Annotated in this window: 28 protein-coding genes; 12 read left to right on the forward strand and 16 right to left on the reverse strand. The window is 70.5% G+C overall.

The window, feature by feature from the left end; all coding sequences use genetic code 11:
• Positions 1 to 48: 48 nt before the first annotated feature.
• The 7 genes from ACQEV2_RS26725 (at position 49) to ACQEV2_RS26755 (ending at position 6,618) form a co-directional block, all read left to right on the forward strand.
• The gene (locus ACQEV2_RS26725; protein WP_433046487.1) at positions 49 to 1,695 is read left to right on the forward strand and encodes an ABC transporter ATP-binding protein; all 1,647 of its coding nucleotides are present in this window, start codon (positions 49 to 51) and stop codon (positions 1,693 to 1,695) included.
• Complete coding sequence (locus tag ACQEV2_RS26730) at positions 1,695 to 2,819, forward strand: ABC transporter permease (RefSeq protein WP_433046490.1); 1,125 nt, start codon at positions 1,695 to 1,697, stop codon at positions 2,817 to 2,819. Before ACQEV2_RS26725 ends, ACQEV2_RS26730 begins: the two co-directional genes overlap by 1 nt.
• Positions 2,816 to 4,093, forward strand: a complete 1,278-nt coding sequence (locus tag ACQEV2_RS26735; RefSeq protein ID WP_433046493.1) for an ABC transporter permease — start codon at positions 2,816 to 2,818, stop codon at positions 4,091 to 4,093. The genes ACQEV2_RS26730 and ACQEV2_RS26735 overlap by 4 nt, the downstream gene beginning before the upstream one ends.
• Entirely contained in the window at positions 4,090 to 4,497 is a 408-nt protein-coding gene (locus ACQEV2_RS26740) for a cytidine deaminase (RefSeq protein WP_433046496.1), read from the forward strand. Before ACQEV2_RS26735 ends, ACQEV2_RS26740 begins: the two co-directional genes overlap by 4 nt.
• 91 nt (positions 4,498 to 4,588) lie before the next feature.
• Complete coding sequence (locus tag ACQEV2_RS26745; RefSeq protein ID WP_433046499.1) at positions 4,589 to 5,866, forward strand: thymidine phosphorylase; 1,278 nt, start codon at positions 4,589 to 4,591, stop codon at positions 5,864 to 5,866.
• Between the two features lie 75 nt (positions 5,867 to 5,941).
• Entirely contained in the window at positions 5,942 to 6,067 is a 126-nt protein-coding gene (locus ACQEV2_RS26750; protein WP_433046502.1) for a hypothetical protein, read from the forward strand.
• 14 nt (positions 6,068 to 6,081) lie between these two features.
• Complete coding sequence (locus ACQEV2_RS26755) at positions 6,082 to 6,618, forward strand: Uma2 family endonuclease (RefSeq protein WP_433046505.1); 537 nt, start codon at positions 6,082 to 6,084, stop codon at positions 6,616 to 6,618.
• Here the strand turns inward: ACQEV2_RS26755 and ACQEV2_RS26760 are convergent.
• Positions 6,522 to 7,442, reverse strand: a complete 921-nt coding sequence (locus ACQEV2_RS26760) for an AEC family transporter (protein ID WP_433046508.1) — start codon at positions 7,440 to 7,442, stop codon at positions 6,522 to 6,524. The genes ACQEV2_RS26755 and ACQEV2_RS26760 overlap by 97 nt on opposite strands.
• A 183-nt stretch (positions 7,443 to 7,625) precedes the next feature.
• On the opposite strand from ACQEV2_RS26760, the gene ACQEV2_RS26765 reads away from it, so the two are divergent.
• Positions 7,626 to 8,012, forward strand: coding sequence for an STAS domain-containing protein (locus ACQEV2_RS26765; protein ID WP_433046511.1), 387 nt, complete (start codon positions 7,626 to 7,628; stop codon positions 8,010 to 8,012).
• Here ACQEV2_RS26765 and ACQEV2_RS26770 read toward each other — a convergent pair.
• The 3 genes from ACQEV2_RS26770 to ACQEV2_RS26780 all read right to left on the reverse strand — a co-directional run bounded on the left by ACQEV2_RS26770 (position 7,896) and on the right by ACQEV2_RS26780 (position 10,779).
• The gene (locus ACQEV2_RS26770) at positions 7,896 to 8,912 is read right to left on the reverse strand and encodes a sigma-70 family RNA polymerase sigma factor (RefSeq protein WP_433046514.1); all 1,017 of its coding nucleotides are present in this window, start codon (positions 8,910 to 8,912) and stop codon (positions 7,896 to 7,898) included. The genes ACQEV2_RS26765 and ACQEV2_RS26770 overlap by 117 nt on opposite strands.
• Before the next feature lie 194 nt (positions 8,913 to 9,106).
• A complete protein-coding gene (locus tag ACQEV2_RS26775; protein ID WP_433046517.1) occupies positions 9,107 to 9,478 on the reverse strand; it encodes an ATP-binding protein in 372 nt (123 codons plus the stop codon).
• Between the two features lie 137 nt (positions 9,479 to 9,615).
• Positions 9,616 to 10,779: an adenosine deaminase gene (locus ACQEV2_RS26780; protein WP_433046520.1), complete on the reverse strand. Its 1,164-nt coding sequence runs from the start codon at positions 10,777 to 10,779 to the stop codon at positions 9,616 to 9,618.
• Positions 10,780 to 10,952: 173 nt separating this feature from the next.
• On the opposite strand from ACQEV2_RS26780, the gene ACQEV2_RS26785 reads away from it, so the two are divergent.
• Entirely contained in the window at positions 10,953 to 11,714 is a 762-nt protein-coding gene (locus ACQEV2_RS26785) for an alpha/beta hydrolase (protein ID WP_433046523.1), read from the forward strand.
• A gap of 97 nt (positions 11,715 to 11,811) precedes the next feature.
• On the opposite strand, the gene ACQEV2_RS26790 is transcribed toward ACQEV2_RS26785, so the two are convergent.
• Positions 11,812 to 12,771, reverse strand: coding sequence for a LysR family transcriptional regulator (locus ACQEV2_RS26790; protein ID WP_433046526.1), 960 nt, complete (start codon positions 12,769 to 12,771; stop codon positions 11,812 to 11,814).
• A 63-nt stretch (positions 12,772 to 12,834) separates the two neighbouring features.
• Here ACQEV2_RS26790 and ACQEV2_RS26795 point away from each other — a divergent pair, with 63 nt between their 5' ends.
• The gene (locus ACQEV2_RS26795; RefSeq protein WP_433046529.1) at positions 12,835 to 14,103 is read left to right on the forward strand and encodes an MFS transporter; all 1,269 of its coding nucleotides are present in this window, start codon (positions 12,835 to 12,837) and stop codon (positions 14,101 to 14,103) included.
• 81 nt (positions 14,104 to 14,184) lie between these two features.
• Here ACQEV2_RS26795 and ACQEV2_RS26800 read toward each other — a convergent pair whose 3' ends face one another.
• From ACQEV2_RS26800 to afsQ1, 5 genes are all read right to left on the reverse strand, one after another.
• Positions 14,185 to 14,394: a PspC domain-containing protein gene (locus ACQEV2_RS26800; RefSeq protein ID WP_433046537.1), complete on the reverse strand. Its 210-nt coding sequence runs from the start codon at positions 14,392 to 14,394 to the stop codon at positions 14,185 to 14,187.
• 109 nt (positions 14,395 to 14,503) lie between these two features.
• Entirely contained in the window at positions 14,504 to 15,055 is a 552-nt protein-coding gene (locus ACQEV2_RS26805) for a VanZ family protein (protein ID WP_433046540.1), read from the reverse strand.
• A gap of 394 nt (positions 15,056 to 15,449) precedes the next feature.
• Positions 15,450 to 16,178 (reverse strand): hypothetical protein, encoded by a 729-nt coding sequence (locus ACQEV2_RS26810; protein ID WP_433046543.1) that lies wholly within the window; start codon positions 16,176 to 16,178, stop codon positions 15,450 to 15,452.
• Positions 16,178 to 17,758: an ATP-binding protein gene (locus ACQEV2_RS26815; protein WP_433046546.1), complete on the reverse strand. Its 1,581-nt coding sequence runs from the start codon at positions 17,756 to 17,758 to the stop codon at positions 16,178 to 16,180. Before ACQEV2_RS26815 ends, ACQEV2_RS26810 begins: the two co-directional genes overlap by 1 nt.
• Positions 17,755 to 18,432, reverse strand: coding sequence for a two-component system response regulator AfsQ1 (gene afsQ1, locus ACQEV2_RS26820; protein ID WP_062722075.1), 678 nt, complete (start codon positions 18,430 to 18,432; stop codon positions 17,755 to 17,757). Before afsQ1 ends, ACQEV2_RS26815 begins: the two co-directional genes overlap by 4 nt.
• A 265-nt stretch (positions 18,433 to 18,697) precedes the next feature.
• Here afsQ1 and ACQEV2_RS26825 point away from each other — a divergent pair, with 265 nt between their 5' ends.
• The gene (locus ACQEV2_RS26825; RefSeq protein ID WP_398820795.1) at positions 18,698 to 19,444 is read left to right on the forward strand and encodes a SigE family RNA polymerase sigma factor; all 747 of its coding nucleotides are present in this window, start codon (positions 18,698 to 18,700) and stop codon (positions 19,442 to 19,444) included.
• A 185-nt stretch (positions 19,445 to 19,629) separates the two neighbouring features.
• Here the strand turns inward: ACQEV2_RS26825 and ACQEV2_RS26830 are convergent, their stop codons facing one another.
• The 5 genes from ACQEV2_RS26830 to deoC form a co-directional block, all read right to left on the reverse strand.
• Positions 19,630 to 19,980 carry a DUF6281 family protein gene (locus tag ACQEV2_RS26830; protein WP_433046551.1) on the reverse strand — a complete coding sequence of 117 codons (351 nt, stop codon included), beginning with the start codon at positions 19,978 to 19,980 and terminating at the stop codon, positions 19,630 to 19,632.
• A gap of 63 nt (positions 19,981 to 20,043) precedes the next feature.
• Positions 20,044 to 20,745 (reverse strand): uridine kinase family protein, encoded by a 702-nt coding sequence (locus ACQEV2_RS26835; RefSeq protein ID WP_433046554.1) that lies wholly within the window; start codon positions 20,743 to 20,745, stop codon positions 20,044 to 20,046.
• A 135-nt stretch (positions 20,746 to 20,880) separates the two neighbouring features.
• Positions 20,881 to 21,801, reverse strand: a complete 921-nt coding sequence (locus ACQEV2_RS26840; RefSeq protein WP_433046557.1) for an aldehyde dehydrogenase family protein — start codon at positions 21,799 to 21,801, stop codon at positions 20,881 to 20,883.
• Complete coding sequence (locus ACQEV2_RS26845) at positions 21,794 to 23,230, reverse strand: aldehyde dehydrogenase family protein (protein WP_433046560.1); 1,437 nt, start codon at positions 23,228 to 23,230, stop codon at positions 21,794 to 21,796. Before ACQEV2_RS26845 ends, ACQEV2_RS26840 begins: the two co-directional genes overlap by 8 nt.
• Before the next feature lie 5 nt (positions 23,231 to 23,235).
• On the reverse strand, positions 23,236 to 24,198 hold the full coding sequence (gene deoC, locus ACQEV2_RS26850; protein WP_433054785.1) for a deoxyribose-phosphate aldolase: 963 nt from the start codon (positions 24,196 to 24,198) through the stop codon (positions 23,236 to 23,238).
• 114 nt (positions 24,199 to 24,312) lie between these two features.
• Between deoC and ACQEV2_RS26855 the strand changes: the two genes are divergently transcribed.
• Complete coding sequence (locus tag ACQEV2_RS26855; RefSeq protein WP_433046563.1) at positions 24,313 to 25,014, forward strand: PH domain-containing protein; 702 nt, start codon at positions 24,313 to 24,315, stop codon at positions 25,012 to 25,014.
• A 53-nt stretch (positions 25,015 to 25,067) separates the two neighbouring features.
• Here ACQEV2_RS26855 and ACQEV2_RS26860 read toward each other — a convergent pair whose 3' ends face one another.
• Entirely contained in the window at positions 25,068 to 26,276 is a 1,209-nt protein-coding gene (locus tag ACQEV2_RS26860; RefSeq protein ID WP_433046566.1) for a hypothetical protein, read from the reverse strand.
• Between the last annotated feature and the right edge of the window lie 79 nt (positions 26,277 to 26,355).

The raw sequence follows: 26,355 nt of genomic DNA on the forward strand, positions 1-26,355 counted from the left end.
ATCAACGCGTCCAGCAGCCCTCCGGCCGGCGCGGCGGTCAACGGTCAGGTGACCGCCGTCGAGCTCGCCGGGATCACCAAGCGTTTCCCGGGCGTCGTGGCCAACCACGACATCCACCTCAGCGTCCGCAAGGGCACCGTCCACGCCCTCGTCGGTGAGAACGGCGCCGGCAAGTCGACGCTGATGAAGATCCTCTACGGCATGCAGAAGCCGGACGAGGGCACCATCGCCGTCGACGGCGAGCAGGTCACCTTCTCGTCGCCGGCCGACGCCATCGCGCGCGGCATCGGCATGGTGCACCAGCACTTCATGCTCGCCGACAACCTCACCGTCCTCGAGAACGTCGTCCTGGGCAGCGAGAAGCTGTACGGCATCGGCGCCAAGGCCCGCCGCAAGATCAAGGAGATCTCCGAGCGCTACGGCCTCGGCGTCAAGCCCGACCTCCTGGTCGAGGAGCTCGGCGTCGCCGCCCGTCAGCGCGTGGAGATCCTCAAGGTCCTCTACCGCGGCGCCACCACCCTGATCCTCGACGAGCCGACCGCCGTGCTCGTCCCGCAGGAGGTCGACGCGCTCTTCGACAACCTGCGCGAGCTGAAGGCCGAGGGCCTGTCGGTCATCTTCATCTCCCACAAGCTGGGCGAGGTCCTCTCCGTCGCCGACGAGATCACCGTCATCCGCCGCGGTACGACGGTCGGTACGGCCGTCCCCTCCGAGACCACCCCGCGCCAGCTCGCCGAGATGATGGTCGGCAGCGAGCTGCCCACGCCGGAGACCGCGGAGTCGACGGTCACCGACAAGGCCGTCATCGAGGTCGAGGACCTGACGGTCTACTCCGGCGGCGCCGTCACGCTCGGCAAGTCGTCCGCGAGCCTGCTCATGGACGAGGTCAAGCGCGGTTCCGTGAAGCGCCTGCTGGACGACATCTCGTTCAAGATCCGTGCGGGCGAGGTGCTGGGCATCGCCGGTGTCGAGGGCAACGGCCAGACCGAGCTGGTCGACGCACTGATCGGCCTGAAGCACGCCCACTCCGGCACCATCCGCTTCCTGGGCGAGGACATCACGTCGATGCCCACCCGCAGGCGCCGCGAGCAGGGCATCGGCTACATCCCCGAGGACCGCCACCGCCACGGCCTGCTCCTGGAGGCCCCCCTCTGGGAGAACCGCATCCTCGGCCACGTCACCGAGAAGCCCAACGCCAAGGGCGTATGGCTGGACCCGAAGGCCGCGCAGGAGGACACGCGCCGCATCGTCGAGGAGTACGACGTCCGTACCCCCGGCATCGACGTCACCGCCGCCTCCCTGTCCGGCGGAAACCAGCAGAAGCTGATCGTCGGCCGCGAGATGAGCCACAAGCCGCGCTTCCTGATCGCCGCGCACCCGACCCGTGGTGTGGACGTCGGTGCGCAGGCCGCGATCTGGGACCACATCCGTGAGGCCCGCCGCGAGGGCCTGGCCGTGCTGCTGATCTCCGCCGACCTGGACGAGCTGATCGGCCTGTCCGACACGCTCCGGGTGATCTACAACGGCAAGCTGGTCGCGGACGCCGACCCGGCCACCATCACCCCGGAGGAGCTCGGTTCGGCCATGACCGGTGCCGCGACCGGTCACCTGGAACACGAAGAGACCGCCGAGCCCGGCGCAGACACCCCCGAGATCCGTAAGTCTCCCGAGGCTCCGGAAGACGAGGCCCGCTGATGAAGAAGTTCGACAAGGAGCGCGTGCTCCTCGCGGTGGCCGGACCGGTCATCGCGCTCGCCGTGGCCTTCGTGCTCAGCGCGATCGTGCTGCTCGCCTCCGGCAAGAACCCGGTCGAGCCGTTCGCCGTGATGTTCGAGCAGGCCTCGTTCTCCGACATCCAGGTCCTGATCATCAACCAGGCCTCGATGTACTACATCGCGGCCCTCGCGGTGGCCATCGGCTTCCGGATGAACCTGTTCAACATCGGTGTCGACGGCCAGTACCAGCTCGCCGCCATGATGACGGCCATCGTCGGCGCCCACATGAACCTGCCGGCCGCGATCCAGATCCCGCTGCTGCTCCTCACCGCGCTGTTCACCGGCGCCTTCTGGGCCGGCATCGCCGGTGTCCTCAAGGTCACCCGGGGCGTCAGCGAGGTCGTCGCGACGATCATGCTCAACGCGATCGCGACCTCCGTCATCGCCTACCTGTGGCTGCCGAACGTCTTCGGCGTCAAGGTCGGCAACAACAACACCACCGGCGAGATGCACGAGTCCGGCTGGGTCCCCGGCATCGACATGGGAGACGCCGGCGAGATCTACGGCCTGGTCTTCCTCGCCGTCCTGCTCGGCATCGGCTACTGGGTCGTCCTCAACCGCACCCGCTTCGGCTTCGACCTGCGCGCCTCCGGCGCCTCGGAGAGCGCCGCCGCGGCCTCCGGCGTCGACCCCAAGCGCATGGTCCTCACCGCCATGCTGCTCTCCGGCGCCATCTCCGGTCTCGCGGGCCTGCCGATCCTGCTCGGCGACACCCACACCTACAGCCTGAACTTCCCCACCGGCATCGGCTTCCTCGGCATCGGCATCGCACTGCTCGGCCGTAACAGCCCGGTCGGCATCGCGTTCGCCGCCCTGCTGTGGGCCTGGCTCGACAAGGCCTCGCCCGAGCTGGACTTCCACGGCTACGACAAGGAGATCGCGGTCATCATGCAGGGCCTGATCGTGCTCTCGGTCGTCGTCTCCTACGAGGCCGTACGCGAGTGGGGCCTGCGCCGCCAGCAGCGCCGGGTCGGCGCGGAGCTGGCTGCCGGGAACGTCCTCGGCGCCGACAACAACACCACGAAGGAGGTGGCGGGCCGATGACCACCCCGCAGACTTCAGCGGTCGACGTCAACCAGCCCACGCTGCAGCCCGCGGCGCCCACCGGCCGCCGCCTGTCGTGGCCCGTCCTGCTGCTGGTCATCGCCGGAGCCCTGGCGCTGACCTCGATCGTCCGCATCATCACCGGCGCGGACGGCATCACCAACGTCAGCCAGATGTCCACCGCCCTCCAGCTCGCCGTCCCGATCGGCCTCGCCGGTCTCGGCGGTCTGTGGGCCGAGCGCGCGGGCGTCGTCAACATCGGTCTCGAGGGCATGATGATCCTCGGCACCTGGTTCGGCGCCTGGGCCGGCTTCCAGTGGGGCCCGTGGACCGGTGTCCTGGTCGGCATCATCGGCGGCTGCATCGGCGGCCTGCTGCACGCCTTCGTCACCGTCACCTTCAACGTCAACCACATCGTCTCCGGTGTGGCGATCAACATCCTCGCCCTCGGCGCCACCCGCTACCTCGCGCCCCTCGCCTTCGAGGGCCACGCGGGCGGATCCGCCAAGCAGTCCCCGGCGGTCGACTCCCTCGGCCACTTCACCGTGCCGGGCCTGTCCGACGCCCTGCGGGACCTCAACAACCAGGGCTGGTTCTTCATCTCCGACATCGCGGGCCTGCTCGGCGGCCTGGTCACCAACGTCTCGTGGCTGACCCTCATCGCCGTAGCGCTGATCCCGGCGACCTGGTGGATCCTGTGGCGCACCGCCTTCGGCCTGCGCCTGCGTTCCTGCGGTGAGAACCCGGTCGCGGCCGAGTCCCTCGGCGTCAACGTCTACAAGTACAAGTACATCGCCGTGATCATCTCCGGCGGCCTGGCCGGTCTCGGCGGCGTCTTCCTGTCCATCGTGGCCAACCCCTTCTACCTGGAGGGCCAGGTCAGCGGCCGCGGCTTCATCGGCCTCGCGGCGATGATCTTCGGCAACTGGATGCCGGGCGGCCTCGCCATCGGCGCCGGCCTGTTCGGCTACACCGACAGCCTCAACCTGCGCGGCGGCTCCGAGAACGTCCATGCCCTGCTGCTGCTCGGCGCGCTGCTGCTGATCATCGGCGCCATCTGGCTCGTGATCTCCAAGAGGTACCTCCAGGCCGCGATCACCGCGGTCGTCGGCGCCCTGGTGTTCGCCTGGTACGCCGGCACCAACGAGGTCCCGAACCAGGTCGTCTCCGCCACGCCGTACGTCATCACGCTCGTCGTCCTGGTGCTGTCCGCGCAGCGCCTGCGGATGCCGAAGGCGGACGGCCTGCCGTACCGGAAGGGGCAGGGCAAGTGACCTCGGCCGCCTCCCACGACGTCGACTGGGACAAGCTGCGCGCGGCGGCCCGGGACGCCATGTCCCGCGCCTACGCCCCGTACTCCGGCTACCCGGTCGGCGTCGCGGCCCTGGTCGACGACGGCCGTACGATCACCGGCTGCAACGTGGAGAACGCCAGTTACGGCCTCAGCCTGTGCGCCGAGTGCGGACTGGTCTCGGAGCTGCAGAACACGGGGGGCGGCCGGCTGACGCACTTCACGTGCGTGGACGGCAAGAGCGAGATCCTGGTCCCGTGCGGCCGCTGCCGCCAGCTGCTCTACGAGTTCGGCGGCCCGGATCTGCTGCTGGAGACCCCGGCGGGGATCCTGCCGCTGTCGCAGATGCTGCCCCAGGCCTTCGGGCCGGGCCACCTCACCAAGTAACTCCTGCGCGGCCCTTCTGAGTTGCTCCGGCGAGCCGCTCAGAGGGGCCGTGCCGTTTCCTGAATGTTCGGCCGGAAGGAAAGCCATGGCCATGGACGCAATCTCTGTCATCCGCACCAAGCGGGACCGCGGTGAGCTCAGCGACGAGCAGATCGACTGGGTCATCGACGCGTACACCCGCGGGGAGGTCGCCGACGAGCAGATGTCCGCGCTCGCCATGGCGATCCTGCTCAACGGCATGAACCGCCGCGAGATCGCCCGCTGGACGGCCGCGATGATCGCCTCCGGCGAGCGCATGGACTTCTCGTCGCTGTCCCGCCCGACGGCCGACAAGCACTCCACGGGTGGCGTCGGCGACAAGATCACCCTGCCGCTGGCGCCCCTGGTGGCGGCCTGCGGTGCCGCCGTCCCCCAGCTGTCGGGCCGCGGCCTCGGCCACACGGGCGGCACGCTGGACAAGCTGGAGTCGATCCCGGGCTGGCGCGCCCTCCTCTCGAACGAGGAGATGCTGCACGTCCTGGACACCACGGGCGCGGTGATCTGCGCGGCGGGCGATGGCCTGGCCCCCGCGGACAAGAAGCTGTACGCACTCCGCGACGTGACGGGAACGGTCGAGGCGATCCCCCTCATCGCGTCCTCGATCATGTCGAAGAAGATCGCCGAGGGCACGGGCTCCCTTGTCCTGGACGTGAAGGTCGGCACGGGCGCCTTCATGAAGACCATCGAGGACGCACGCGAACTGGCGTCCACGATGGTGGGCCTGGGCACCGACCACGGCGTGAAGACGGTGGCCCTGCTGACGGACATGTCGACCCCCCTGGGCCTGACGGCGGGCAACGCCCTCGAAGTCCGCGAGTCGGTGGAGGTCCTGGCGGGCGGCGGCCCGGCGGACGTGGTGGAACTGACGCTGGCGCTGGCCCGCGAAATGCTGGACGCGGCCGGAGTGAAGGACGCCGACCCGGCGAAGGCCCTGGCCGACGGCTCGGCGATGGACGTCTGGCGCCGCATGATCGCGGCCCAGGGCGGCGACCCCGACGCGGAGCTGCCGGTGGCACGAGAGCAGCACGTGATCAAGGCCCCGTCCTCCGGCGTCCTGACCCGCCTCGACGCCTACGACATCGGCGTCGCCGCCTGGCGCCTGGGCGCGGGGCGTGCCCGCAAGGAGGACCCCGTACAGGCGGGCGCGGGCATCGAGATGCACGCCAAGCCCGGAGACACGGTCACCGAGGGCCAGCCCCTGCTGACCCTCCACACGGACACCCCGGAGCGCTTCGAGTACGCACTGCAGGCGGTGGAGGGTTCGTACGACATCGCGGGGCCGGGTACGGACTTCACGGCTTCGCCGGTGGTGCTGGAACGTATTGCCTGACCTGGCGTTTCCTCATTCGGGTGAACGGGATCGGTGGACCGGCACCGGTCCCGTTCGGCATGTTGGATGGCTCTCGTGCAGATGATCGAGGGCGACTACATCATGGCTGACAACGAATGGGACGAGATCGTCTGGATCTGGCAGCAGACTGACGCCCCCAAGGGGTGCAGAACAGAGATCATCGACGGGTTGTCACAGTGACACCGCTGCCCTCCGTGGCGCACAGTGAGGTCACGGAGCGCGTGCATCGCCGTCTGTACGACGTGATCCCGGACGACTGGGGCATCTACCAGTGGCTGGGCCTTGCCGTGCCACCCCGGCTGGGGCTCTACGTGCCGGACCTCGCCGTCGTACCGGCGGAGGCACTGCGGGCGGGGGATGACGCGTTCGTCCCTGCCGGTAAGGCCGAACTCGTCGTGGAGATCACCTCGAAGGTCACCGCGCGCAACGACCGCATCCACAAGACGGCCGGTTACGCCGAGGCCGGCATCCCTCTCTATCTGCTCATCGACTCTCTGGCCCCGGGCGGTCCCACCGTCACGCTGTACGGCGAGCCGAAGGGCGACGTCTTCCGGGTCCTGTGGGCCGGCAAGTACGGCGCTCCGATCCCGCTTCCCATGCCGTTCGGCATCACCCTGGACACTGGCGACTTCCCTCAGCCCAGCACCGCCGCCACCACCACCAGAACCGGCACTGACAACACCGTCGACACCAGAATCGAGTCCCGCGCCAACCGCTCGCCCACCCCGTAACTCGACGCATACGTGAACAGGTTCTGCGCGGCCGGCAGTGCCGACGTCACCACCACGTCCAGCAGCGGAGCGCCCCGCAGCCCGAACACCCCCGCCGCCAGCGCCCAGGCGGCCGCAGGCTGGCCCACCGACTTCAGGGCGACCGAGAGCAGCACCGGAAGACGGTCCGGGCCCCGGCCGGGCATCGTGCTGCCGCACAGGGAGATGCCGAAGGCCAGCAGGACCGCCGGGACCGACATCCCGCCGATCAGGGTGAGCGGGTCCAGGACGGGGGCCGGGACCTTCACGCCGGCCGCCGACACCGCGACGCCCGCCAGTGAGCCGACCGCGATCGGATTGCGCAAGGGTGTCAGTAGGCGCTGCCACAACGGGCCCTTCTCTCCCTCGCCGGACAGATCGAGGATCGTCAGGGCGATCGGCGTGACACCCACCAACTGGAACAGCAGCACCGGCGCTACCAGCGACGCGTCGCCCAGCACATACACCGCGATCGGGATGCCGAGGTTGCCCGAGTTGACGTAGCTGGAGCAGAGCGCGCCGATCGTCGTACGGCCCACGCCCCAGCGCCGTACGACACCGACCGCGACGAAGACCCCGGCCGCCGCGGCCGTGCTCAGCGCGGTCACCAGGAGCCGGCTGGAGAAGATCACCGACAGGTCGGTCTGGGCGAGCGTGGTGAAGAGCAGTGCGGGGGAGGCCACGTGGAAGGCCAGCTTGGTGAGGACCTCGCGGCCATGGTCGCCCAGGTAGCCGCGCCGGCCGATCACATAGCCCACCCCGATGACGACCGCGATCACCGCGAAACCGGTCAACACCCCCTGCACGGAACCTCCTTGGCGGGAAGAAAGCCGCAGGGTATTCGGGGATGCGCTGATGCGTGGGGCATACAGGCAACCCTCGGGGGAACGAGGGGAGCGGGTCAACGTGATCTCGGTCGGCGGACACCCCGCGCAGCGCGACGAGCAGCCGTGTGTGTTGGGTGGACGTCGGCGAGAGGAACCTGGGCGATGAGTTCCGCCCGCCCGCCCGGTCTACCGATCGTGGACGCCATGACACCCGCTGTACTCGTGCTGGCCGGCCCCGTCACCCGGGACGAGGTGCCGGGGCTGTGCGACGAGGTACGGGCGCGGCTGGAGGCCACCGGGGCGGGAGTCGTGGTGTGCGATGTGGGTGGGCTCGGGCCGCCGGGGCTGGGCGTCGTGGATCTGCTGTCGCGGCTGCAGCTGGCCGCCCGGCGGGCCGGGGGCCGGATCCGGCTGCGGGACGCGGACCCCGCGCTACACGCCCTCCTCGACCTGGTCGGTCTCCGCTTCGAGGTGGAGGGGGAGCCCGAACAGCGGGAACCAGCGCTGCGTGTCGAGGAAGCAGTGGAACCCGGTGATCCGGCCGTCTGATATCTCCAGGACCTGGACCGCCCAGGGGCTGAAGCCGCCCTTGTCCGGGTCCGGCTTGTACTGGGCGAACCCCGGCAGCCCGTTGACCTGGACCGGCACCAGGTGCGAGCCCGCGCAGGGGGCGCCGAGTGTCGTCATGAAGCCGGTGATGTCCTTGACGCCGGTCAGCCATAGGTCGAACGGCGGCATCGTCATGATGGCGTCCTCGTGCAGCAGGGCCGTCAGCGCCGTCATGTCGTAGCCCTCGAAGGCCGCGACATACCGGTCCAGGAGCTTTTGCTGCTCCTCGTCCAGCGGGTCGGAGACGGCGGCGTCACCGCCCGGCTGCTGCTGCTCGGCGAGCGTCGCGCGGGCCCGCTGCAGCGCGCTGTTGACCGACGCGACCGTCGTGCCGAGCAGCTCGGCGACCTCGCTCGCCTTCCAGGCCAGCACCTCGCGCAGGATCAGCACCGCCCGCTGCTTGGGCGGCAGTTGCTGCAGTGCGGCCATGAAGGCGAGCCGCACCGACTCCTTGGCGACGGCCGCCTCCGCCGGGTCGTCGGTCGTGGGCAGCACCCGGCTGTCCGGCATCGGCTCCAGCCAGGTGTTGTCCGGCCGGGGCGAGAGCGCCGCCTGCGCGAGCGGCGTCGACTCCGTCAGGTCCATCGGCCTCGCCCGCTTGTTGCCGGCGGTCAGCATGTCCAGGCACACGTTCGTCGCGATGCGGTACAGCCACGACCGGAGGCTGGAACGCCCCTCGAACTTCTCGTAGCTCCGCCAGGCACGGACCATCGTGTCCTGCACCGCGTCCTCGGCCTCGAAGGACGAGCCGAGCATGCGGTAGCAGTACCCGGTCAGTTCGACGCGGTGTTTCTCCAGCCTGACATCGAGGTCCGTCGTCGTCGCCGTACCGTCGCTCATCGTCCACCCACCCCTGTGGCCGTATCCCGTGGTGCGCATCGTCGCGCCCACCACCTCGGAAGCTACCGCAGCCCACTGACAATGGCCGCCGGAGCGGACGAAAGCGCAGGTCGAACGGCCTCTCGTCGACACACCGCTGGGGCGCACCCCCGTCCAAGGGCGCGCCCCAGCGATGCTGTGGCGGTGAGGCCGGCTCAGGCGAGCGGAGCGCCGTTCAGCGGCAGGCCCTGGGTGGGCAGCACATTGGTGGGCAGGACCTGCACCGGCACCCCGCCGAGCAGCGCGGCGGCCACGCCGGTCGGGCCGCCGACCACGGCCTGCTCGGCAGCCGGCTGCGCGGCGGCCACTCCGGTGGTGAGCGCCTCCTGACCCTGGGCCAGACCCGCGGTGGCGGCCGGCGTGGCCTGGGAGAGGTTCTCGGCCGGGAGCGTCCTGGTCACGGTGTCCAGTGCCGTGCCGGCGGCCTCCGGGCTGACCGGCGCGGCGTTCGCGGCGCCGGCGCCCGCGGCGGCGAAGGCGGCACCGAGAGCGGCGACACCGAGGGTCTTGGCAGCAGACTGCTTCATGAAATGCGTCCTCGAAATTCGTTACGGGGTTGTGAGCGGTTCTCGACCGTAAACACGCCCCACACGCCTCCGCAAACATCGAAATGAGGACGGATTGTGAATGAGGTTCGCGCTCCGTGTGGGCGCAGGCCCGCCCGTCACCCCTCTTCGGCAGCAGAATCGCTGGTAGACGTGGTCTGTCGGAAAAGCCACTCGGACTTCAGTTCGGCATATCCGGGCTTGATCACGTCATTGATCATGGCCAGTCGTTCATCGAAAGGAATGAACGATGATTTCATCGCATTGACGGAGAACCACTGCATGTCGTCGAGCGTGTAACCGAATGCCTCGACAAGATGCTCGAATTCCCGGCTCATGCTGGTGTGGGACATCAGGCGATTGTCGGTGTTCACGGTCGCGCGGAAGTGGAGGCGGCGCAGCAGCCCGATGGGGTGGGCGGCGTACGAGTCCGCGGCGCCCGTCTGCAGGTTGGAGCTCGGGCACAGCTCCAGCGGGATGCGCTTGTCCCGTACGTACGAGGCGAGCCGGCCGAGCTTCACCGAGCCGTCGGCGTGCACCTGGATGTCGTCGATGATCCGCACCCCGTGCCCGAGCCGGTCGGCACCGCACCACTGCAGGGCCTGCCAGATCGACGGCAGGCCGAAGGCCTCGCCCGCGTGGATGGTGAAGTGGTTGTTCTCGCGCTTGAGGTACTCGAAGGCGTCGAGGTGCCGGGTCGGCGGGTGGCCGGCCTCGGCGCCCGCGATGTCGAACCCGACGACGCCCAGGTCACGGTAGCGGTTGGCGAGTTCGGCGATCTCCAGGGCGCGGGCGGCGTGCCGCATGGCGGTGAGCAGGGCGCCCACGCGGATGCGGTGGCCGTTCTCCCGGGCGATCCGCTCGCCCTCCCGGAACCCCTCATTGACGGCCTCGACGACCTCTTCGAGGCTGAGCCCGCCCTCGAGGTGCTGTTCGGGCGCGTACCGCACCTCGGCGTAGACGACCCCGTCCTCGGCGAGGTCCACGGCGCACTCGGCGGCGACCCGGACGAGGGCGTCGCGGGTCTGCATGACGCCGACGGTGTGCCTGAACGTCTCCAGGTACCGCTCCAGGGAGCCCGAGTCGGCGGCCTCACGGAACCAGACGCCGAGCTTGTCGGGGTCGGTCTCGGGGAGCTGGGTGTAGCCCGTCGCGCGGGCGAGCTCGACGATGGTGCCGGGGCGGAGCCCGCCGTCGAGGTGGTCGTGCAGCAGAACCTTCGGAGCCCGGCGGATCTGGTCCGAGCTCGGGGTGTTCGCCTTCGGGGCAGTCTCGCTCGTCATTTCCGCACTGTAAGGCCTACGCGTGTAGATCGCTTGCTGATCGTTCCATTTCGTTCGCCGTCATGTTCGCCATCGTGTTCGTCGTCATGTTCGGCGTTGTACGAATCCGTCGATACGTAACGGTGACCCCACGGACGGGTGGCGTACACCCTTACTTCTGACACTGTTCTGTCATGGCACAACAAGTGACGCCGGTTCGCAGGGCCCGGCTGGGCAGGGCGATCGGGCCGGAGCCGACAGCGGTGAGCGGCGTGGTGCTCCTGCTTCCCGGTGGTGACGAGGTCTCACATCGCAGGCCGACGCCGCTGTTGGCGACCTCGTATCTGCGCAGCCTGGGGCGCCGGCTGGTGCGGGCGGGGCGTGGGGAGGGGCTCGCCGCGCATGTCGTCCACTACCGGTTTCGTGGGTGGAACGGCAGTGCCGCGAGCCATGCGAGCGATGCGTTGTGGGCGGCGGACGAGGTCGTACGGCGCTACGGGGACGTTCCTGTGTGCCTCGCCGGGATCGACATGGGCGGGCGGGCCGCCCTGCATGCGGGGGGTCATGAAGCCGTCAACTCCGTGCTGGCGATAGCGCCTTGGCTGCCGGAGGAGGATGTGGCGGCCTCACCCGAACCGGTGAAGCAGCTCGGGGGGCGGCGGGTGATGATCGTGCACGGCACGAATGACGACGTCTCCGACCCTGAGCTGTCCTTTCGGCTGGCGGCGCGGGCGAAGAAGGCGAACCGGGATGTGTGCCGGTTCGAAGTGCACTCCGATCGGCATGGGTTGCAGCAGCATCGGGATGAAGTCCTCGCATTGGCCGAGGACTTTGTCATGGGGGTGTTGTTCGGGAGAACCTTTTCGCGGCCGGTTGCTGATGCGTTTGCGGCTCCGCCTCCTTTGGGGCTTCGGATGCCGTTGGCCGCCGGGTTCGGTAAGTCGTTGCGGCGGTAGCGCCGTTGGGGTGGTTGTTTCGTCGGCGGGTGCAGGTGGTTCGTGGTTGCTCGCGCCCACGCGGCGGAGCCGCATATTGACACAGCCCCGCGCCCCTTCAGGGCAATAGGCTGCCCCTTCTTGAGAGCAAGAACTTCTTGAAGGCTGCCACTGGGGGTGTGTCCGGGCGGTCGGCCAGCCAGGCGACGCCGATTTCGCGTGCCGCGCGTGGGGCCGTGACCGTCAGCTCGGCCACCCCCGGGCGTGGTACTGCCGGTGGGGGCAGGAGAGCGACTCCGAGGCCCGCCGCCACCAGCCCCCGCAGCGTCTCCGCCTCCTCCCCCTCGAAGGCGATGCGTGGCTTGAAGCCCGCCTCCTTGCACAGGTCGTCGGTGATGCGGCGGAGGCCGTATCCGGGTTCCAGGGTGACGAAGATCTCGTCCGACGCCTCTGCCAGGCGGATGCGTTTGCGGGTGGCGAGAGGGTGGTCTGCGGGGACGACCAGGCGGAGCTTTTGTTCGTCGAGGCGGCGGGCCACCAGGTCCGGGGCGTCCGGGACCGGGGAGGTCAGGCACAGGTCCAGTTCGCCCGCTCGCAGGCGTTCGATCATCGCCTCGCCGTAGTTCTGGACCAGGCTGAAGCGGACGCGCGGGTGGTCGGCGCGGAAGGCGTGGAGGAGGCCGGGGACCGTTTCCGCGCCCATGGTGTGCAGGAAGCCGAAGGCGACCTTGCCGGTGGCCGGGTCGGCGTCGGCCCGTACCTCGTCGGCGGCGCGCCGGATCTCGGCGAGGGCGCGTTCCACGGAGGCGAGGAAGGTGCGGCCGGCGGGGGTCAGGGAGACCGTACGGCCGTGGCGGGCGAACAGGTCGACGCCCAGGTCCTGTTCCAGGCGCACCATGGCACGGGAGAGCGTGGACTGCGGGACCTGCATCTCCTGGGCGGCGCGGGTGACGTGCTCGGTGCGGGCGACACCGGCGAAGTAGGCGAGGCGGGGGGCGAGCAACCTCGACAGGTCTGTCATGTCTTCTGTGTCACTGGATGGTGACAGGCGAGGCTGTGAGCTGTGTTGATGCGGCATGGGAACGATTATGGCGAGTTCATGCATTGGACGGATGAGTAGGGCCGTACGTAGCTTCGAAGCATGTCTCCCGCCAGTACCGGGGCGTCCACCACCGTGGGCGCCGCACCCGCTGTCCCTGTCGTCGACTCCCGTATGGCCCCGGGCGGCCCCGGCTACCGCCGGATGAGCTTCGCCCTCTTCCTCGCCGGTGTCGCGACCTTCGCGCTGCTCTACTCCACGCAGGCCCTTCTGCCCCTGATCTCCGGCGAGTTCGGGGTGGCGCCGAGCGAGGCGAGCTGGACGGTGGCGGCGGCGACGGGCGGTCTGGCCCTGTTCGTACTGCCCATGAGCGCGCTGTCGGAGCGATTCGGACGCCGTACGGTCATGACGGCGTCGCTGGCCGTCGCGGTCACCGTCGGGTTGCTGGTCCCCTTCGCGCCGAACCTGACCGCCCTGGTCGTGCTGCGGGCGGTCCAGGGCGCGGCGCTGGCGGGTCTGCCGGCCTCTGCGACGGCGTATCTCGCCGAGGAGGTCCGGCCGAAGGCGCTGGTCACGGCGATCGGGCTGTTCGTCGCGGGCAACAGCGTCGGCGGGATGAGCGGCCGGGTCATCACCGGCTGGGTCGCGCAGGAGTGGGGCTGGCGGGTCGCGGTCGGCGTGATCGGTGCGATCGCGGTGGCCTGTGCGGTCGCCTTCCGGCTGCTGCTTCCGGCGCCGCGGCACTTCAAGCCGGGCTCGCTGCGGCCGCGGGTGCTCGTGCGTACGGTGCGACGCCATCTCTCCGACCCGCTGCTGTGCCGTCTGTACGCGATCGGCGCGCTGTTCATGACGGTCTTCGGCGGCGTGTACACGGTGATCGGTTACCGCCTGACGGAAGCGCCGTTCGGCCTTCCCCAGGGCATCGTCGGCTCGATCTTCCTGGTGTACCTCGTCGGTACGGTGTCGGCGTCGACGGCGGGACGGCTGGTGGGCCGCCTGGGCCGCCGAGGCGCGCTGTACGCGGCGGGCGGTACGACTGCCGCGGGTCTGCTGCTGTCCCTCGCGGGCTCCCTCCCGCTGGTCCTGCTGGGACTGGTCCTCATCACCGGCGGCTTCTTCGCGGGCCACGCGGTGGCGTCCTCCGCGGTCAGCAAGACGGCGACGCACGGCCGCGCCCAGGCCTCGGCGCTGTACCAGTCCGCCTACTACATCGGCTCCAGCGCGGGCAGCACGGTGGGTGCCGTCGCCTTCCACGCGGGCGGCTGGGCCGGGACCGTCGGGGTCGGTCTGCTGGCGGTGCTCGGCGTCGTGACGATCACCGTCCTCGGAACGCGTGCGGCTCGGGCCCAGCAGCGGCTCGCGACGGCCTGAGCCGCACGTGTGCTTCCCCCTGACCGGGGTCGGCCGGTCAGGGGGACTGCTGTTTCCAGCGGCCGGGCTGTTCTTAGTGGTTCACCAGGCTGTGCGTGCCTTGTTCGCCTTGTCCTCCGAGGGGAGCAGGATCCACAGGGCTATATAGAGCAGGAACTGCGGGCCCGGGAGCAGGCAGGAGATCAGGAAGATCACGCGCATCGTCGTCGCGGAGGTGCCGAAGCGCCGTGCCAGCGCGGCGCACACTCCGCCGATCATGCGGCCATGGGTGGGTCGGGCGAGCGCGGTCATGGTGCGGCTCCTTCGCGAGCGTCGGCCGAAGGCCCCCCTTGTGGGGCCTTCCGAGTGGTTGCCTCATCTGACATCCACGTTATGGCGACGAAGCGGGCAAAGCGTCACTCTATGGAGCTATCCCGACCCTGGGAATCGTCGGGGTCCGACCCTGAGTGGGCTCCTCCTGGAGGGTTGTCGTCCGGTGCGCGCGGCGGGACCTGCGGCGGAGCCAGGCGCGGGCCGCGGGGACGATCGTCGCGTGCGCGAGGGCCACGCCGACCGTGTTCAGCAGGAGTGAGTCGATGTCCACGACCTGGCCTGGTACGTCGGTCTGCAGCAGTTCGATGCCCAGCGAGATCAGGGCGCCGGCGGCGACCGTGCGGACCAGGGAGCCGAGGGGGGAGGCGTCGAGCCTGCCGTGGGTCATCGGGATCAGTACCCCCAGCGGGGCGAGCAGCGCGAGACCCTCGATGATGCGGCGGGCGGCCTCCTGCCAGCCCAGGGCCAGGTCTGCTCTTATTCCGGCGAACGGTCGCAGGTTGGCCGGCATCACCCAGGGGACGTCCAAGGGGCGCAGCGTGAGCCAGGCGACGAACGCGAGATGCGCGACCAGGAGCACACCCCCCGTCGCACGGATGCGGATCGCGGCGCTGCCGCCGATGGAGCCTTGACGCTGCACGCCCCCCTAGACGCGCCCCCCGGCAGGATCGGTTCCGGGAGACGTGGGACCGGGGTGAGGCGTCCGCCACACGGGCCTCCGGCGGTGGGGCCGGGGCGCGTGTGGTCGTCCGTGCGGGTGGTGGGCGGGCGGGCACCCCCCGGCACGTCCCCTCCCCGCCGTCGGCGACCGCAGGCTCGTGGGGGGTACGCCTCCCAACTCCGGGGTGCCTCAACCAGTCGTGCGGTGGCCTCTCAACGCCGGTCCAGGCAACTTCAGCCCGTCCGGCGTTTGAGGACGAGGCCCCTTCAGGGCCGAAGCGGGGGTCTGGGGGCCGCAGGCCCCCAGCAGGGCCCGCGTCAACGCCGAGCGTGGGAAAGCCGCGGTGCGTGGTGGTCCGGCCCAGCCGACGCAGTCACCCCGTGACCTCGGTTGACGGGGGCGCGTTGGTGCCCGGCCTCGTGCGGACCTCGTCCGTGCACTCGTAGCGGCGTGGGGGTGCCTCGGTGGGGCCGCCCAGGATGACCGAGCCGTCGCCCTCAGCGGCCGTCGAGTCCGAGAAGGTGCAGACGATCTGGGCGAGGGCGTACGACGTGAGGTTGCTCGGGGGCGTGCTCAGGCGCAGCGTCTCGTCGGGGTCGTCGCGGCGCGGCCCGCTCACGCTCATGGCGCCGCGGACGTCCGTCGTGTAGCCGGCCTCCTTCTCGTCGGCCGACGGCGAGGCCTCCAGCGCGTCGAGCAGGCCCTGAGCCACGAGCACGCGCCGCTCCGAGTCCGCCGTGCCGTCCGGCACCCGTACCGTCCGCTCGACCGCCACCAGCTGCGAGCCGCATAGCAGGAACACCTGCACCGGAAGCCCGCGCGAGGCCTGCGTCGACACGTTCGGTTCGGAGAGGGAGCAGTGCACGCGCGAGGGCGCGGGGCCGAAGTCGGTCGGGACCTCCGTGGACCGTATGCCGCAGCCGGTCAGGAGGGCGGTGGCCAGCGCTGAGACCGTCAGGACGCGGCGGGCTGTGCGAGCGTGTCCTTGCGAGGGCGAGGCAGCCTGGAGGCGGTGTACGCGTGTGTGCGTGGCGTCTACGCGCGCGTGGAATGCCCCATCGGGGCCGGCGACGGGAACGCCCGCCGAGCCGTGCACGTTCATCAGGCGTCCCCCTTCTTCGCGTCGCCGGCGCCCTTGCCGTTGCCCTCGTTGCCGTTCGTCTGCTGGGCCAGCTCCGAGGCGTCCCGGGGCAGGCGCAGGGTGAACACCGCGCCGCCTTCGGGGGAGTTGGCGGCGGTGATGTCGCCGCCGTGGATGTGGGCGTTCTCCAGGGCGATGGACAGGCCGAGGCCGCTGCCCTCGGAGCGCGGGCGGGAGGCGCTGGCCTTGTAGAAGCGGTCGAAGACGTGGGGGAGGACGTCCTCGGGGATGCCGGGGCCGTGGTCGCGTACCTCGATCACGATCGAGTCGTCCGCCTCACGGATCGCGACCCGGACCGGCGAGCCGCCGTGCTTCAGCGCGTTGCCGATGAGGTTGGCCAGGATGACGTCCAGACGGCGGGGGTCCAGGCGGGCCATGATGCCGCGCTCGGCGACCAGGTCGACCGCGTCCAGCCAGGCACGGGCGTCGATGCACGCCGTGATCTGGTCGGCTATGTCGACGTCGTCTAGGACCAGGCGGGCCGTGCCCGCGTCGAAGCGGGTGACCTCCATCAGGTTCTCGACGAGGTCGTTCAGGCGGCGGGTCTCGCTGACCACCAGGCGTACGGCGGGCTCGATCATGGGGTCCATCGAGCCGGACTCCGCCTCCAGCTCCTCCTCCAGGACCTCGGTGACCGCGGTGATCGCGGTGAGGGGGGTCCGCAGTTCGTGGGACATGTCCGCCACGAACCGGCGGGACGCCTCGTCCCGCGCGGCCATGTCGGCCACCCGCTTCTCCAGCGCCTCGGCCGCGTTGTTGAACGTCCTTGAGAGGTCGGCCAGTTCGTCCGTGCCGGAGACACGCAGGCGGGTGTCCAGCTTGCCCTCGCCGAGGCGGCGGGCGGCGGCGCCCAAGCGCTGCACCGGCTTCAGTACGGTCGTGGCGGCGGCCTGCGCGAGCAGCGCGGAGCCGATCAGGGCGAGGCCCGTGGCGATGCCGAGCGACCAGGCCAGGGAGTTGAGGTCCTTGGCCTCCTGCTCCAGGGACTTCAGCATGTAGCCGGTCGGACCGCCGCCGTTCACGCGTGTGCCGGCGATCAGGTACGGGGTGTCGTCGTCCGAGATCCGCTGCCAGTACAGGCGGTACTCGGACTTGTTGTTCACCTGCTGCTTCTCGTTCACCGCCGTGCGCAGCGACTTGGGCACGTCCGTGAGCGTGAAGCCGTCCAGGCCGCCGGAGCTGCCGTAGACGGGCTTGCCGTCGGCGTCCCGGGCCACGAGCAGCACGCTGAAGCGCTGGCTGCTGTTGGCCATCTGCCCGGCGGTGTGCTGCAGTTCGTCCTGCGTCGGCTCCTGCGGCAGCAGGCCCGCGCGGTTCTGCATCTCCTGCTCGAAGTCGCGCAGCACCGCGTCCTGGGTGCGCCTGAGCACCGCCTCGCGGTTGAGCCAGTAGGCGATCCCGGAGGCCGATACGGCGGCCGTGAGCGCCACCAGGCCGAAGACGACCACCAGCCGCAGTCGCAGGCTGGTGAAACGCAGCCTCGACCACACTCCCTTGCGAGCCGCGACCCAGCCGCGGAAACCCCCTTGCGCGTCGGTCACTGAGGCGCGTCCAGGCGGTAGCCGACACCACGGACCGTACGGATCAGGGTGGGGGAGGAGGGCACGTCCTCGACCTTGGCGCGCAGTCGCTGCACGCAGGCGTCAACGAGACGGGAGTCGCCCAGGTAGTCGTGTTCCCAGACCAGGCGCAGCAGCTGCTGGCGGGACAGGGCCTGGCCCGGCCGGCGGCTCAGTTCGAGCAGCAGCCGCAGTTCGGTCGGGGTCAGCTGGAGGTCCTCGCCGTTCTTCGTCACGGTCATCGCCGCCCGGTCGATGACCAGGCTGCCGAAGGACGCCGCGTCGTTCGACTCCCGTTCCCCGCGCCGCAGCACGGCCCGGATCCGGGCGTCGAGGACCCGCCCCTGCACGGGTTTGACCACGTAGTCGTCCGCGCCGGACTCCAGTCCGACCACGACGTCGATGTCGTCGCTGCGCGCGGTCAGCAGGATGATCGGCAGCTGGTCGGTGCGCCGGATGCGGCGGCACACCTCGAAGCCGTCGATGCCGGGCAGCATCACGTCCAGCACGATCAGGTCCGGCCGCTGCTCACGCAGCAGTTTCAGGCCGTCCTCGCCGGTGGCAGCCGTGGCCACACGGTGTCCCTGGCGCGTCAGTGAGAGCTCCAGGGCCGTGCGGATGGCGTCGTCGTCCTCGATCAGCAACAGGGAAGGCACGGGGGTCATTCTGGCCCATGCGAGGCGGTCTTTCGACACCTGTACGAGCTGTACGGCTACGCGCACGTAGCGCTCCTCTCTGTGGTCGCGCTGTCCCGCGCCTGGGGGCCACCTCTGACACAGGCCCCTGTGACAGGTCTGTGACAGTCGGCGGACACGGCCATGAAGGTGCCCGGGCAAGCTTTTCGGCACAGGCAAGACAGCAAGACGCACCACAGCAAGACGCACGAGCAGAACACCGGAAGTCCACGACGGGGGGCGCGAGATGAACACGCTGCACGGCACCAGCACCAGCGCGGTTATCACGCGGCTGCACGACGTGAACGGGGGCCGGGGTTCGGAGAAGTCCGGTGCCGTGAGCGGGCGGGGGTGCGCTCGCGGCACCGGGCGTCAGCACACCGCGTACATGACGGTGGTTGACGGTTTCACGGGGGAAGCTCACGGGGGAGCCGCGTACAGGGAGGACTCGGGGGAGCGGCGTCGCTCGCTGTCGGAGGCGGAGTTCACCGCCTACGTCCAGGAGCGCCGCGCCTCCCTGTACGCAACCGCCTACCACCTGACCGGTGACCGTTTCGAGGCCGAGGACCTGCTCCAGAGCGCGCTGTTCTCGACGTACAAGGCCTGGGACCGGATCAGCGACAAGGCCGCGGTCGGGGGCTACCTCCGCCGCACCATGACCAACCTGCACATCAGCGCGTGGCGCCGCCGCAAGCTGAACGAGTACCCGACCGAGGAACTGCCGGAGACGCCCGGCGACACGGACGCGATGCGCGGCACCGAGCTGCGCGCGGTCCTGTGGCAGGCGCTCGCCCGCCTCCCCGAACTCCAGCGGACGATGCTGGTCCTGCGCTACTACGAGGGCCGCACCGACCCGGAGATCGCGGAGATCCTCGACATCAGTGTCGGCACGGTGAAGTCCAGCATCTGGCGGTCGCTCCGCCGGCTGCGTGAGGACGAGGTCCTCAGCTTCGGCCGTGACGAGGAGGACGCCTTCGGGGAGCTTGTCGCCTGAAGGTCGTGGGGGGCCGCTCGGGGGAGCGGTAGCAAGTGGGGGGGACCACGGGGGTCGGGGGGCCCACGGGGGACCAACGGGGGAATGTAACGGGGGGTGCTCCACCACGGGGGAAACGGGGGAGCACAACGACAGCGGGGCTGGAGGGCCGGGGGGTCCGTCCGGTCCCGCTTCGCTGTGTGCGGTCAGCGCACCTTCATGAGGGTCGCCTCGGCGGGCGTGTCGCCGACCGCGATGGCGACGTCGGGGTCGAACCCCTCGACCGCGTATGCGGTGACCTCGCCTTGCGGCCGACTGTCACCCGGGTCGTTCGGGGTGTCGTCGCAGGCCGGGATCGTAGCGGTGCCCAGCTTCTCGCCGACGGTGAAGTCGACGTTGGCGACGCCCAGGTAGGTGCGGCTGTCGTAGGTGACCAGGTGCGCACACGACGCCTCGGCCGCCCCGCCCGCACCACCTGACTCCGCGCAGCCGACGGCCGCGGTGAGGAGCAGGGCCGCCATGATCAGCCGTCGGCCGGACCTGAGGACAGTGGTCATCGGCTTCCTTTCCACGGGGGACCGTTCTTGCCGGTCCTACGACGCGGATGGTGCCGTCTTCGTTCAGGTGGCCGGAGTCGCCGCCGGGCAGCGGCCCGCCGCGGCCGCGGTGAGGCGGCCGAGGGCCTCGTCCCGGTCGCAGGCGTGGGCGCCGAGGGCGGTCTGGCGGGCGATGATCGAGCGTTCCAGGCGCATCAGGCGCCAGCCGCGGCGCAGCAGGAAGGGCACCGACTTGCGGCCCTCCTTCAGGTCGCGCAGGAAGCGGCGGCGGAACGTCTTCACGGGGCCGCGGCTCAGGCACAGCGCGTCGGCCAGGACGCCGAGTTCCCGGCAGCGCGTGACGATCTCGGCGGCGAAGATGCCCTCCGCGATGAACAGCGGGGTCCGCCCGATCTCGACCGTCTCCGCGCCGGTGCGGGCGCTGAGCGAGATGTCGTACAGCGGCACGTGCGTACGGCCCGTGCGGCACAGTTCCACGATCGCCGCCACGGCCGTGTCGGCGTCCCACGAGCCGGGGTGGTCCCAGTCGATGTCGGAGCTCCCGGGGACCTGCGGCAGGGTCGGGTCGTCGCCCTCTTTGTAGAAGTCGTCGAGCCGCAGGACCGGAAGACCGGAGCGGGCGGCGAGAAGGGACTTGCCGGAGCCGGAAGGGCCGCAGAGCAGCACGACTCGCGTCGGTATGGGCGGTTGGGAACTCACGGGACACCAGTGTGAGGCATCGCCGGGGCGCAGAACGACCCGGCGGACCTCGTTTGATGCGCGCATCACACGCCGACTACACCTCGCGTTCACCGGACTACCCTCCGCACCGGCAACAGCGGAGAGCCGCACCTCCCCTGGACGGCGGGGAAGCACGGCTCTCCAGTCTCGGTGCCCGTCGGCCATCAGGACCTCAGGTCCTCAGTACGACGAGCCGGACGCGCCCAGCGACCCCGTCGGGTGCCAGACCGTCTTCGTCTCCAGGAACGCCGTCATGCGGTCGATGCCGGGAGTTGCCGACCAGTCGACCTCGTCCACAGGCTGTGGACGCAGGACGCGCTTCAGATTGTCCGCCGCGGCGATCTCCAGCTCCTTCGCCAGGACGTCGTCGGCGCCCGCGAGGTCGATCGCGTTGACGTCCTGGTGCGCGGCCAGAGGCGTCGCGATCTCCGCCGTACGGCCGGAGAGGATGTTGACGACACCGCCGGGCAGGTCGGAGGTGGCCAGGACCTCGCCGAGGGAGAGGGCGGGGAGCGGCGACTTCTCGGACGCGACCACGACTGCCGTGTTGCCGGTGGCGATCACCGGGGCGACCACCGAGACCAGGCCCAGGAAGGACGACTCCTGCGGAGCCAGGACGGCCACCACGCCCGTCGGCTCGGGAGAGGAGAGGTTGAAGAACGGGCCCGCGACCGGGTTCCCGCCGCCGACCACCTGGGCGATCTTGTCGGTCCAGCCCGCGTACCAGACCCAGCGGTCGATCGCCGCGTCCACGACCTGGGCCGCCTTGGACTTCGACAGCCCCTCCGCGTCGGCCACTTCGCGGACGTACTGCTCGCGGCGCCCCTCCAGCATCTCGGCGATGCGGTAGAGGATCTGGCCGCGGTTGTACGCCGTCGCGCCGGACCACGCGCCGAACGCCTTGCGCGCGGCGACCACCGCGTCACGGGCGTCCTTACGGGACGAAAGGGGCGCGTTGGCCAGCCAGTTGCCCTTCGAGTCCGTCACCTCGTACACCCGGCCGCTCTCGGAACGCGGGAACTTCCCGCCGACGTACAGCTTGTAGGTCTTGAAGACGGAGAGCCGCTCGACGCGCTCGGTCTTGTCGTTCTTGTCAGACATCGAGGTACGCCTCCAGGCCGTGGCGGCCGCCCTCGCGGCCGAAGCCCGACTCCTTGTAGCCGCCGAACGGCGAGGTCGGGTCGAACTTGTTGAACGTGTTGGACCAGACGACGCCGGCCCGGAGCTTGTTCGCGACGGCCAGGATCCTCGACCCCTTCTCCGTCCAGACGCCCGCCGACAGGCCGTACGGGGTGTTGTTGGCCTTGGCGACGGCCTCGTCCGGCGTGCGGAAGGTGAGGACCGACAGGACCGGGCCGAAGATCTCGTCGCGGGCGATCCGGTGCGCCTGGGTGACGTTCGTGAAGAGCGTCGGGGCGAACCAGTAGCCGCTCTCGGGCAGTTCGCAGGCCGGGGACCAGCGCTCGGCGCCCTCCGCCTCGCCCTGCTCGACGAGCGTGGTGATGCGGGAGAGCTGCTCCTCGGAGTTGATCGCGCCGATGTCGGTGTTCTTGTCCAGCGGGTCGCCGAGGCGGAGCGTGGAGAGCCTGCGCTTGAGGGAGTCCAGCAGCTCGTCCTGGATCGACTCCTGGACCAGCAGACGGCTGCCCGCGCAGCAGACCTGGCCCTGGTTGAAGAAGATCCCGTTGACGATCCCCTCCACCGCCTGGTCGATCGGGGCGTCGTCGAAGACGATGTTGGCGCCCTTGCCGCCGAGCTCGAGGGTGAGCTTCTTGCGGCTGCCGGCGACCGTGCGGGCGATCTCCTTGCCGACAGCCGTGGAGCCGGTGAACGCCACCTTGTTGACGTCCGGGTGCGCGACGAGCGCGGCGCCCGTGTCGCCGTATCCGGGAAGGATGTTGACGACGCCCTTCGGCAGCCCGGCCTGGCGGCAGATGTCCGCGAAGAACAGGGCGGAGAGCGGGGTGGTCTCGGCCGGCTTCAGGACGACCGTGTTGCCCGTCGCGAGGGCCGGGGCGATCTTCCACGCCAGCATCAGCAGCGGGAAGTTCCAGGGGATGACCTGGCCGGCGACGCCGAGCGGCCTCGGGCTCGCGCCGAAGCCAGCGTGCTCCAGTTTGTCGGCCCAGCCCGCGTAGTAGAAGAAGTGCGCGGCGACCAGGGGCAGGTCCGCGTCGCGCGTCTCCTTGATCGGCTTGCCGTTGTCCAGGGTCTCCAGGACCGCCAGCTCGCGGCTGCGCTCCTGGATGATCCGGGCGATGCGGAACAGATACTTCGCGCGCTCGGAGCCGGGCAGCGCCGACCACTTCTCGAAGGCCTTGCGGGCGGCCTTCACCGCGCGGTCCACGTCCGCCTCGCCGGCCTGGGCGATCTCGGAGAGGACCTCCTCGGTGGACGGCGAGACGGTCTTGAAGACCTTGCCGTCGGCGGCCTCGGTGAACTCGCCGTCGATGAACAGGCCGTACGAGGGCGCGATGTCGACGACTCCGCGGGACTCGGGGGCCGGTGCGTATTCGAATGCCGATGCCATGGTGATCAGTCCACCGTCACGTAGTCGGGGCCGGAGTAGCGGCCGGTGGCCAGCTTCTGACGCTGCATCAGCAGGTCGTTCAGGAGCGAGGAGGCGCCGAAGCGGAACCAGTGGTTGTCCAGCCAGTCCTCGCCGACGGTCTCGTTGACCAGGACGAGGAACTTGATGGCGTCCTTGGTCGTCCTGATCCCGCCGGCCGGCTTCACGCCGACCTGGATGCCGGTCTGGGCACGGAAGTCGCGTACCGCTTCCAGCATAAGGAGCGTGTTCGCGGGGGTGGCGTTGACGGCGACCTTGCCGGTGGACGTCTTGATGAAGTCGGCGCCCGCCAGCATGCCGAGCCAGCTCGCCCGCCGGATGTTGTCGTACGTCGACAGCTCGCCGGTCTCGAAGATGACCTTGAGGCGGGCGCTCGCCCCGCAGGCCTCCTTCACGGCGACGATCTCGTCGTACACCTTCATGTAGTTGCCCGCGAGGAACGCCCCGCGGTCGATGACCATGTCCACCTCGTCCGCGCCGGCCGAGACGGCGTCGCGCACGTCGGCCAGCTTCACGTCGAGGGCGGCGCGGCCGGCCGGGAAGGCGGTGGCGACGGAGGCGACCTTCACGCCCGAGCCGGCGACGGCCGCCTTGGCCGTGGCGACCATGTCGGGGTAGACGCAGACGGCCGCGGTCGCCGGGGTCGTACGGTCGGTGGGGTCGGGGTGGACCGCCTTGGCGCCGAGCGCCCGGACCTTGCCCGGGGTGTCCGCGCCTTCCAGCGTCGTCAGGTCGACCATCGAGATGGCGAGGTCGATGGCGTACGCCTTGGCGGTCGTCTTGATGGAACGGGTACCGAGGGACGCGGCCCGCGCCTCCAGGCCGACCGCGTCGACGCCGGGCAGCCCGTGGAGGAAGCGGCGCAGCGTGCTGTCGGACGCGGTGACGTCCGAGAGAGTGTGAGCTGCGGTGGGTGCATTGGTGGGCATGGTCACCAGACGAGCATATCTACGCGCGTAGCAGCTGTACAGGCCCGGGTGCTCATCTTGTGCGGGGGGTGGTGCGGATGAGCGGCGTCCGAGGCGTCGGGCAGAATCGGCCTCATGACGACCCCCGAGCCTCAGTCACCCTCACCGGACCCCGTGTCGAAGGACCGGGTCTACCGCTCGCACATGGGCATCGTCGGCGGCGTCCTGCTGCTGGCCGTCGTGCTCTGGCTCGGCATCGACGCGCTGGTGCGGGGCGAGGGGCGCACCCAATGGCTGGCTCTCGCGGCGCTGATCCTGATCGTGCCGCTGGTGTCCGCCTTCACCCTGCGGCCCGCCGTCTACGCCAACGAGGACCGGTTGCGCATCCGCAACCCCCTGCGCGTGATCGTGCTGCCCTGGGGGCAGATCGCCTCGCTGCGGTCCGGTTACTCGAACGAGGTCGTCGCCAAGTCCGGCACCAAGTTCCAGCTCTGGGCGCTTCCCGTCTCGCTGCGGGCCCGCAAGAAGGCGGCGCGCCGGTCGTCCCGGGCGGCCGTGGAGCGGAGCACCGGCACACGGGGTGAGCGAGGCGGCCGCGGCCGTGAGGGACTGAGTGTGGACAGGCTCGAGTTCGGGGCCCCTGGGGCGGACACGGACGCTCACGGGCCGGTACGGGCCGAGACCGACCAGGTCATGGACGACCTGCGGGAACTGCTGGAGCGCCGGGAGAACGCGGAGTCCGCGCAGGGTGAGGTCACCGTGCGGTGGGCCTACGAGGTGGTGGGACCCGCGATCGCGGGGGCCGTGTTGCTGCTGATCCTGCTGACCATGCCCTGAGAGACCCGACCGGCGGGCCTTCCAGGCGCCCGGCTCCGCTCGCACGTAGGGCATCACGGCGCGCTCGGCCACACCAACGCCATGTACGCGCCGCAGTACGCCGAGCCGATGACCGCCGCCGCGAGGGCCAGGGTGCGGTGGCGGGCGGAGGCGCGTGACAGGTGCAGGGCGAGGGGGAGCAGGAGCGGGAAGGCGGGCAGGAGGAAGCGGGCGCGGGGGAAGTAGACGCCGCCGCTGCCCAGGACGATCGCCAGGAGTACGGCCGTGAAGACCAGTAGCGGCACCGGCTGCCGGTCCCACACCGACAGCCCGAACAGCACCACGGATCCGATCAGCGTGAGCGTCACCAGCACCAGGAACAGCTCGGGCGTCGGGTCGTACGCCAGGAGCCGCCGCATCCAGCGGAGGGTCTCGAGGCCGCCGTCCAGCTCGTTGTGCCACAGGCGCTGCACGGCGAAGTAGCCGTCCCAGCGGCCGACGCGCAGGCCCACCCAGGCGACGTATCCGCACCAGCCGAGGGGCGCGATCGCGGCGGCCGCGAGGGTACGGAGGGAGAAGCGGCGGCGCAGGGCGAGCAGGGCGGTCACCGTGATCGCCGCCGCCACCGCGATGCCGGTGGGGCGGGTCAGGCCCGCCAGTGCCGCGAGCCAGGCCGCGGTGAGGAGGCGGCCGGTGAGCACGGCGTACAGCGACCAGGCCGCGAGCGCCGTGAACAGGGACTCCGTGTAGCCCATCCACTGCACGAGGCCGACCGGGAACGCGGCCCACAGGACGGTGAGGAGGACGCCGACCCGGCGGCCGTGCAGCCGGTCGCCGAGGGCGAACACGCCCCACGCGGCGACGAGGGAGGCAAGGACGGCGAGGGCGAGGCCGGTGCTGGCGCGGGTGCCGGGCGTGACCGCCGCGACCGCCTTGACCAGGACCGGGTAGAGCGGGAAGAAGGCGAGGTTGTTGGCGCTGGGCGCGGTGCCGAGCTCGCGCGCGTAGCCGTGGTCGGCGATGCCGAGATACCAGTCGGCGTCCCACTGCGTCGCCAGGATCGGCCAGACGCCGTGCCGCTGCCGGTGCGCCCAGTCGGCGAGGAGCAGCAGGCCCGTGCCGCGTACGGCGAGGTAGGCGAGGAGGGCGGGGGCCGCGTGGCGCAGGGCGCGCAGCGGAGCGGACAGAGCGCGCCGGAGCGGTGGGGGCGGGGAGCCGGAGTGGAGGTCGGTGCCGGGGGCGTTGGTCGCTCGGGGTGTCGGCCGGAATGCGGTCGAGGACACGGCGGCGGCTCCAGGCTGCTCGGTGGTGCGTTTCCGCTCCACCGTTGCCCGGGCGGTGGGGCGGGGCGTGGAGCCCGGG

It is taken from the genome of Streptomyces sp. CA-251387 (assembly GCF_050936625.1).
Taxonomy (GTDB): Bacteria; Actinomycetota; Actinomycetes; order Streptomycetales; family Streptomycetaceae; genus Streptomyces.